The 7117-nt window shown below is 71.3% G+C and carries 6 protein-coding genes; 1 reads left to right on the top strand and 5 read right to left on the bottom strand.

The genetic code is table 11. The features are described from left to right. Positions 1–109: 109 nt before the first annotated feature. The 5 genes from ACWGKQ_RS51600 to ACWGKQ_RS51580 all read right to left on the bottom strand — a co-directional run bounded on the left by ACWGKQ_RS51600 (position 110) and on the right by ACWGKQ_RS51580 (position 6550). On the bottom strand, positions 110–1162 hold the full coding sequence (locus ACWGKQ_RS51600) for an Ldh family oxidoreductase (RefSeq protein WP_453299079.1): 1053 nt from the start codon (positions 1160–1162) through the stop codon (positions 110–112). A 20-nt stretch (positions 1163–1182) separates the two neighbouring features. Further along, on the bottom strand, positions 1183–2883 hold the full coding sequence (locus ACWGKQ_RS51595; protein WP_453299078.1) for a thiamine pyrophosphate-dependent enzyme: 1701 nt from the start codon (positions 2881–2883) through the stop codon (positions 1183–1185). A gap of 13 nt (positions 2884–2896) precedes the next feature. Beyond that, positions 2897–3757 carry an amidohydrolase family protein gene (locus ACWGKQ_RS51590; protein WP_361298573.1) on the bottom strand — a complete coding sequence of 287 codons (861 nt, stop codon included), beginning with the start codon at positions 3755–3757 and terminating at the stop codon, positions 2897–2899. A gap of 140 nt (positions 3758–3897) precedes the next feature. Then, a complete protein-coding gene (gene lhgO / locus ACWGKQ_RS51585) occupies positions 3898–5097 on the bottom strand; it encodes an L-2-hydroxyglutarate oxidase (protein ID WP_453299077.1) in 1200 nt (399 codons plus the stop codon). Continuing rightward, a complete protein-coding gene (locus tag ACWGKQ_RS51580; protein ID WP_453299076.1) occupies positions 5090–6550 on the bottom strand; it encodes an aldehyde dehydrogenase family protein in 1461 nt (486 codons plus the stop codon). The genes lhgO and ACWGKQ_RS51580 overlap by 8 nt, the downstream gene beginning before the upstream one ends. 190 nt (positions 6551–6740) lie before the next feature. Between ACWGKQ_RS51580 and ACWGKQ_RS51575 the strand changes: the two genes are divergently transcribed. Further along, positions 6741–7028, top strand: coding sequence for a putative quinol monooxygenase (locus ACWGKQ_RS51575; RefSeq protein WP_453299075.1), 288 nt, complete (start codon positions 6741–6743; stop codon positions 7026–7028). Positions 7029–7117: the final 89 nt, after the last annotated feature.

Genomic DNA, 7117 nt, shown 5'->3' with positions numbered 1-7117 from the left:
CACCTGACGTGGCGCACTGCCACGGCCCTTCTTTTAGGGGCGCGGGGAACTGCGCGACCAGCCACGACGGCGCCGCAGTCGGAAGATCACAGCCCTTCCAGTGGAGCGGCTACCCTTCGAGCCGCGGCGCAGTCACGCCCAACCGGTCGGCATGCTCGGTGAGTTCGCGCCATACCTTCGCAGCCACGGGAATTCCCTTCGCCCCCCGCTCCTCGGCCACCGCCGCGCTGCGCTCACCGGGGTAGAACACCCCGTCCGCGCCGTCCGCGACCGGCAGGCCCTTCAGCGTGGCCAGGGTGTCGTCGACGTTCGCGGTGAAAGCCTCCGGGTCGCCGAAAGCCGCCGGGTCCACGGCGATGAGCAGGGCGTTCTGGCGGTGTTTGCGGTCGCCTGCGTGGAAGGCGGCGAAGATCGGTGCGCCGACCAGGACGCTGGTCAGGAGTTCGAAGGCGAGGGACATGCCGGAGCCCTTCGCGCCGCCCAGCGGCAGGGGCATGACCGCCAGTTCCGGGTCGGTCGTCGGCGTGCCGTCCTCCGTCGCCGCCGCGCCCTCCGGCAGCGGCGTGCCGCTCGCCTTCGCCTGGCGGATCCTGCCGAGGGCGATGGTGGCGGTGGCCATGTCCAGCAGCAGCGGGGCATGGTCACGGGCCGGGACCGCGATGGCCAGGGGGCTGGTGGCGACGGCCGCTCCCTTGACGCCGGTGTAGCCCATGTTGGGCATGCCGGCCACGAACCCGAGCCCGACCAGGCCCTGTTCGGCGATCCGGGACACGTAGTAGCCGATGGCGCCGGTGTGCACCGTGCGCCGGACGCCGACCGAGGCGATGCCGGTCTCGCGGGCCCGCCGAACCGCCTCGTCGGCGGCGGCGGTCAGGGCCACCGGGCCGGGGGCCCGGTCGGCGTCGAGGACGGCGGCGGCCGGAGCCGTCGACTCGATCGTCAGCTGCGGCTGTGCGTTGGCGACGCCCTTGGTGAGCAGGTCCAGGTAGGCGGGGACGCGGGCGGTGCCGTGCGAGTCGACGCCGCGCTGTGCGGCCCAGACGAACACGTCGGCGGTGGTGCGGGCGTGCTCGGCGCTCAGGCCGCCCTTCTCCAGGAGGGCTGCGGAGAAGGCGCGCAGGTCGTCGGCGGGCACCAGGATCTTGGCGGGGGTGTTGGACATGGTGGCGGTGTGTCTCCTGGCTAGCGGGTGACTAGGACGTCCACGACGGCGGTCGTACCCTCGGCCACGGCCTTCAGGGCGCGTTCGAGCGCCGGCGCGAGCGCCTCCGACGTGTCGACGGTCTCGGTGTGCATGCCGAACGGCTCGGCGAACGCGGCGAGCCGGGGCAGCCTGTGCAGGTCGGTGCCGAGCCATTCGCCGGTCTCGGCGGCCGCGCCGTCGGGGTAGAAGCGGCGGTGGTTGAGGTTCATCGACTTGTAGACACGGTTGTTGAACACCACGATCAGCAGCGGCAGTTCGTAGGCGTTCGAGGCGTCGTACGAGGGGATCACCGGGTTGTAGGCGAAGGCGCCGTCGCCGATGGTGAGGACCACCGGCCGTTCCCTCGCGGCGAGTTTGACGCCGAGGGCGACGGCGATGCCCTGGCCGAGTCCGCCCTGGACATAGAAGTAGGAGTCCGGGTCGGCGGTTCGGAGGTGACGCTTGACGATCCGGCTGTGGGTGATGGTCTCGTCCACGACGATCGCGTCCTGCCCGTGCAGCAGCGTGCGCAGGGTGGCGGCGACCAGCACCGGGTCGATGCCCCTGGCCTCGGCGGCCTTCGCCTCCGCCACCGCGATCGCGGACTGCTCGGCGGCGTGCCGTTCCTGCTGTGCCGCCCGGCGGATGTCGACCGCACGCTCGTCGAGATCCTTCGCCCGCTTGGTCAGCTGGCGCAGCGTGTTGGTGACGTTGCCCTCCAAGTACCTGTCGGCGAACAGCACTTGGTAGACGACGTGCGGGCGCTGCGGAACCTCGTCCATGACGACGATCTTCGCCTTGGACGGGCGGCGGGAGGGCGGGTAGAAGGGCGCCCTGCAGTTCACGAGCAGGATGAGGCCGGCCGTGTCCATCCAGGGGCCGATGTCACTGCCCGCGTGCAGCGGGTGGGTGCGCGGGAAGTTGCCGCACACCGCCGAGTCCGGCTCCACGACCGGGATGTTCCAGGCCTCGGCGAAGGCGACCAGCGCCTCGAAGCCGCCCGCCTCGCGCCCCGCCGTCTCGGTGACGATCACCGGGTTGGCCGCCTCCCGGATCAGCTGTGCGACCGGGTCGACCTCCTCAGGCGAGCTGTGCGTGGAGCCCGGCGGGACGACCGGCTTGGCCTCGCGGCCGTCCCACTCCTCCAGGAGGATCTCCAGGGGGATGTTCAGGTACGCCGGCCCGGCGGGGGCCCGCCAGGCCAGTTCCGCCGCCCGGGTGATCATGGTGGGGAGTGTGTGGACGGCGGCGGCCTCGGTCGACCACTTGGTGAAGGGCTGGGCGATGCCGTGCGGGCCGCCCACGATCGACAGGTTGCGGTACCACTGGCCGCCCGGGTCGTGCCCGGGGGCGTCGCCGTACGTGGTCGACTCCGACGAGGCGACCACCATCGGCACACCGGCCAGCAGGGCGCCGTGGACGGCCATCGAGCCCTGGAGCAGGCCCGGCGCCGCGTGCAGCAGCACGCCCTGCGGGCGGCGCTCGACCAGCCCGTACCCGGTCGCCATGCCCACGGCGACCGTCTCGTGGGTCAGGTCGAGGTACCGCGGTGCGGGCTCGCCGTCGCGGTGCCGGCGGGCCAGCGCCTCCCACACCGGGGCCCATTCGGACCCCGAGGAGCAGAAGACGTAGTCGGCGCCCGCCGCGTTGAAGGCGGAGACGACGGCGTCCCCGCCGTCGGTCCGTGGGTTGTTGGTCATCGCCGGAGTTTCCTCAGCCCTCGATCGGCCAGTTCAGGACCTCGGAGATACCGCGGCCCATGATCCATTCAAGCTCCTCGGCCGTGAAGTCCCAGTGCTTGGTGAACTGCTCGATCGTGTCGGTGTAGGTGATGCCGTGGCCGAGCAGCCGGGTGATGTCGGTGCCGTAGAAGCAGCGCTGCGGGCCCATCTTGTCGACCATCTCGCGCACGTACTTCTGGATGTTGTTGTTCGGGAAGGGCTGCGTGGAGTAGCCCGGCAGCGCCGACACCTTGACGTAGATGTTCGGGTGGACGTGCAGGTCGGCGGTCTCCGAGACCCAGTAGCCGATCGCGTCGTCGACACAGCGCGCCATGATGCCCATGTGGTCGATGATGATCTTCAGCTCGGGATGCTTGGCGGCGATCTCGCCCAGCTCGCGCTTCCAGATCGGCGCGTGCACCATCGTCGGGATGCGCAGGTCCTCGGCGATCGGCCAGTACCAGTCGTTGGTGCCGTCGATCATCCAGTTGCGGTCCTGCGGCCGGTGGAAGGTGAGCCGGGTGCCCTTCACGTGCGGGTTCTGGGCGAAGTCCCTGAGCATGGCCTTGCCCTCTTCGGGCTTGTTCTGCGGGATGCGGGCCATGATGCCGAACCGGTCCGGGTGGGCCTCGCAGGCCTCCAGGGCGTAGTCGATACGGTCGCCCTCCCAGGAGGGCGGCAGGATCAGCGCCCGGTTCACGCCGGCCTCGTCCATCAGCTCCAGCGCCTCCTCGTAGGAGAAGGGGTCCTCGCGGTGGCCGTTGAGCCGGATCCGCTCCCGGGCACCGGGCACCCAGGGGCGGTCCGGGGTCTCTTCCTTCCAGATGTGGATCTGCGTGTCGACGACGAACATGTCCGAACTCTTTCTCTCGGAGGGGGTGGTGAGGCGGTGTGGAAGGAACGCTAGGCGGCCGGTGCGCTCTTGCGGAGATCCCGGAGCGCAAGCTGTTGTTGCGCGGAAGTGCGCTGTTCGCGGGGCATGCGGCCGCCGTGTCAGGCGTCGTCGAAGACGGCCGCGGTGATGTGTTCGGCGATCGCCATGGAGGCCGTGGCGGCCGGCGAGGGGGCGTTGCGTACGGCCGTGATCCGGCCGACCCGGTGGATGCGGAAGTCGTCCACGAGCGTGCCGTCGCGGTCCAGCGCCTGGGCGCGCACGCCCGCGCCGCCGCGCACCACGTCACGGACGCCGACGCCCGGGACGTACAGCTTGGCGTCCTTCATGAAGGCGGCCGCGGAGAAGGAGCCGCGGTACTCCTTGATGCCGGTACGCCAGTGCCGGCCGGCCATCCGCCAGGCGCCCGGGTAGGCCGCAAGGGCCAGCAGGTCCCGGGGGGAGACCTTGGTGCGCCGGTACCCCTCCTTGGCGAGGGCGAGGACGGCGTTGGGTCCGACCTCCACCGAGCCGTCGACACGCGGGGTGAAGTGCACGCCGAGGAAGGGGTAGCGCGGGTCGGGCACCGGGTAGACCAGTCCGCGCACCAGATGCGCCCGGTCCGGCCTGAGCAGCATGTACTCGCCGCGGAAGGGGATGATCCGGGGTTCCCGCCGGTCCTGGGCGAGCCTGGCCACGGAGTCGGACTGGAGGCCGGCACAGAGGATCAGCCGGTCGACGCGGACGCGGTCCTGGCCGGAGGCGGCCTCGATACCGCCGGGCACGGTGGTGATCGAGGTGACCGGGAAGCCGAGGCGGACCTCGCCGCCCGAGTCCACGACGTCCTTGGCGAACGCGCGGGCGACCGCCGGGTAGTCGGTGATCGCGGTGCGCGGGGAGTGCAGGGCCGCGATACCGCCGACGTGTGGTTCGAGTTCGCCGATCTCCTCGCGCGAGATCCTCCGCAGTTCCGGTACGTGGTTGTTCTTCGCCCGCTCGTAGAGGTTCCGCATCCGGCCGAGTTCGTCCTCGCGCACCGCCACGACCAGCTTGCCGATCTCGTCGTACGGCAGCTGCCGGTCCTGGCAGTACTCGCGCAGCAGGGACACCCCGCGTACGCACAGGTCGGCCTTGAGGCTGCCGGGCGTGTAGTAGATGCCGGCGTGCACCACACCGGAGTTGTGGCCGGTCTGGTGCCGGGACACCTCCTGTTCCTTCTCGAACACCACCACCCGGGTGCCGGGGCGGCGCAGGGCGATCTCGCGGGCCGTGGCCAGGCCCACGATGCCGGCGCCGACGACGCCGACCGTCTCGTCAGCCATCGGCCCGCTCCGGGGCGCCGAAGTGGACGGCCACCGTCTTGACGCGCGTGGAGAACCTCAGGACTTCCTCGCCCTGCTCCTTGTAGCCGGTGCCGGAGTCGTGGAAGCCGCCGAAGGGCAGATGGACGTCCCAGCCGGTGGTCGTCGTGTTGACCGCGACCTGCCCGCACTCGGCCTCGTCCGCGAAGCGGTACGCAGAGGCGAGGTCGCGGGTGAACACGGCGGCGGCGAGCCCGAATCCGGAGTCGTTGACGGCTTCCACGGCCGCGGCGAAGTCGTCGACCGCGCGGACGGCGAGGACGGGTCCGAAGACCTCTTCGCGCCAGACGGCCATGTCGGGGGTGATACCGGCGAGGACGGTGGGCTGTACGTAGCAGCCGTGGGCCCGCTCGGGGTCCGCCCCGCCACCGGTGAGCACGGTCGCGCCCTGCTCCACCGCCCTGTTCAGGTCGGCGAGGACGCTGTCGCGCTGCTTCGGGCTCGACAGCGGGCACAGGGTGGTGGCGGGGTCGGTGCCGGGACCGACGGTGAGCGCGCGCACCTGCGCGGCCAGCAGTGTGACGAACTCGTCGTGCACCGGCTGCTCGACGATCACCCGGCTGGTGGCCGTGCAGCGCTGCCCGGCCTGGCCGAAGGAGGCGGCCACGACGGCCTTGGCGGCGGCGGGCAGGTCGGCGTCGCGCAGCACCACCGACGCGTTCTTGCCGCCGAGTTCGCCCTGGAAGCGGACGTTGCGGTCGGCGAGGCGGCGCCGGATGCGGTTGCCGACGGCGTTGGAGCCGGTGAAGGTGATGCCGGTGATCCGGGGGTCGTCGAGGAGGGCCTCCTCGATCTCGGCGGTCCGGCCGGTGACGACGTTGAGGACGCCGGCGGGCAGGCCCGCGTCGTGCAGGGCGCGGGCGAAGTGGAGCCCTGCCAGGGGTGTCTCGGTGGCCGGCTTGAACACGGCCGCGTTGCCGGTGGCCAGCAGCGGGGCGAGCTTGCGGGCCGGGGTGATCAGCGGGTCGTTCCAGGGGCTGATCACCAGGATCACGCCGATCGGCTCGCGCTGGGTGTGCGTACGGTGGTTCGGGCGCACGTCGTGCAGGAGGGTGCCGTAGCCCTGGCGGGCGAGGCCCGCGTAGTACTCCAGGAAGTCGGCGGCCTTCAGGGTCTCGCCGGTCGCCTCGGCCAGGGTCTTGCCGTTCTCCGCGGTGACGTCGGCGGCGATCTCCCCGGCCCGCTCCCTGATCAGGCGGGCCGCCTCGGTGAGGACACGGGCCCGCTCGAAGGGGCTGGTGCGCTTCCAGCCGGTGAAACCTCGCTCGGCGTGGTCGTAGGCCCGGGTGACGTCCTTGGCGGACAGCGCCGGGACCCGGGCGAAGGGGGTGCGGACGTCGGCGGGGTCGTGGACGTCGATCCATTCGCCGGTCCTCACCCACTCCCCGCCCAAGAGGGTTTCCAGAGTGCGCATGGAGATCACTTCCTTACGTCGTCCGCGCTGCCGCCCGTGCGGGCCGTTTGCGACAACACACCATGTGGGAGGGGGTCCACCAGCCCCGCGATGGCAGGCATTGATTGCGCTGCGCGGGGGCCGTCGGGCGCATGATCCATGCTGGAATCGGGCGGGCCGGACAGGTCCTGAGGAGAAGAGGAGAGAACGGATGGCGTACACAGTCGTCGCCCGCTATCGCTGCGCACCGGCCGACGAGGCCGCGGTGCGCGCCGCGCTGCTGAAGGCGCGGGAGGCCACGCGGGCCGAGCCCGCGAACCTGATGTACGAGGTGCACGTGGTGGAGGGCGAGCCGGGTGGGTTTCTGTTGTACGAGCGGTATGCCGACCGGGAGGGGTTCGAGACGCACAAGGCTGCCGAGCACTTCAAGGAGGTCGTCGTGGGGGTGGTGTGGCCGTTGCTCGTGGAGCGCACGGTGACTTTTGCCGAGGTTGTTTAGCGTCTGCCGGGCTGGTGCCGGTGGAGAGGGCGCGGGTGGACTGTGGTTGCTCGCGCAGTTCCCCGCGCCCCTTCAGGGGCGCGGGGAAC

It is taken from the genome of Streptomyces sp. NPDC054770, assembly GCF_053611985.1.
The sequence above is the reverse complement of the archived record's forward strand: the minus strand, read 5'-3'. Positions and strand labels throughout refer to the sequence as shown.

Coding starts and splice junctions, on each gene's coding strand:
- ACWGKQ_RS51600 (WP_453299079.1), bottom strand. CDS start 1,162: ATGTCCAACACCCCCGCCAAGATCCTGGTGCCCGCCGACGACCTGCGC.
- ACWGKQ_RS51595 (WP_453299078.1), bottom strand. CDS start 2,883: ATGACCAACAACCCACGGACCGACGGCGGGGACGCCGTCGTCTCCGCC.
- ACWGKQ_RS51590 (WP_361298573.1), bottom strand. CDS start 3,757: ATGTTCGTCGTCGACACGCAGATCCACATCTGGAAGGAAGAGACCCCG.
- lhgO (WP_453299077.1), bottom strand. CDS start 5,097: ATGGCTGACGAGACGGTCGGCGTCGTCGGCGCCGGCATCGTGGGCCTG.
- ACWGKQ_RS51580 (WP_453299076.1), bottom strand. CDS start 6,550: ATGCGCACTCTGGAAACCCTCTTGGGCGGGGAGTGGGTGAGGACCGGC.
- ACWGKQ_RS51575 (WP_453299075.1), top strand. CDS start 6,741: ATGGCGTACACAGTCGTCGCCCGCTATCGCTGCGCACCGGCCGACGAG.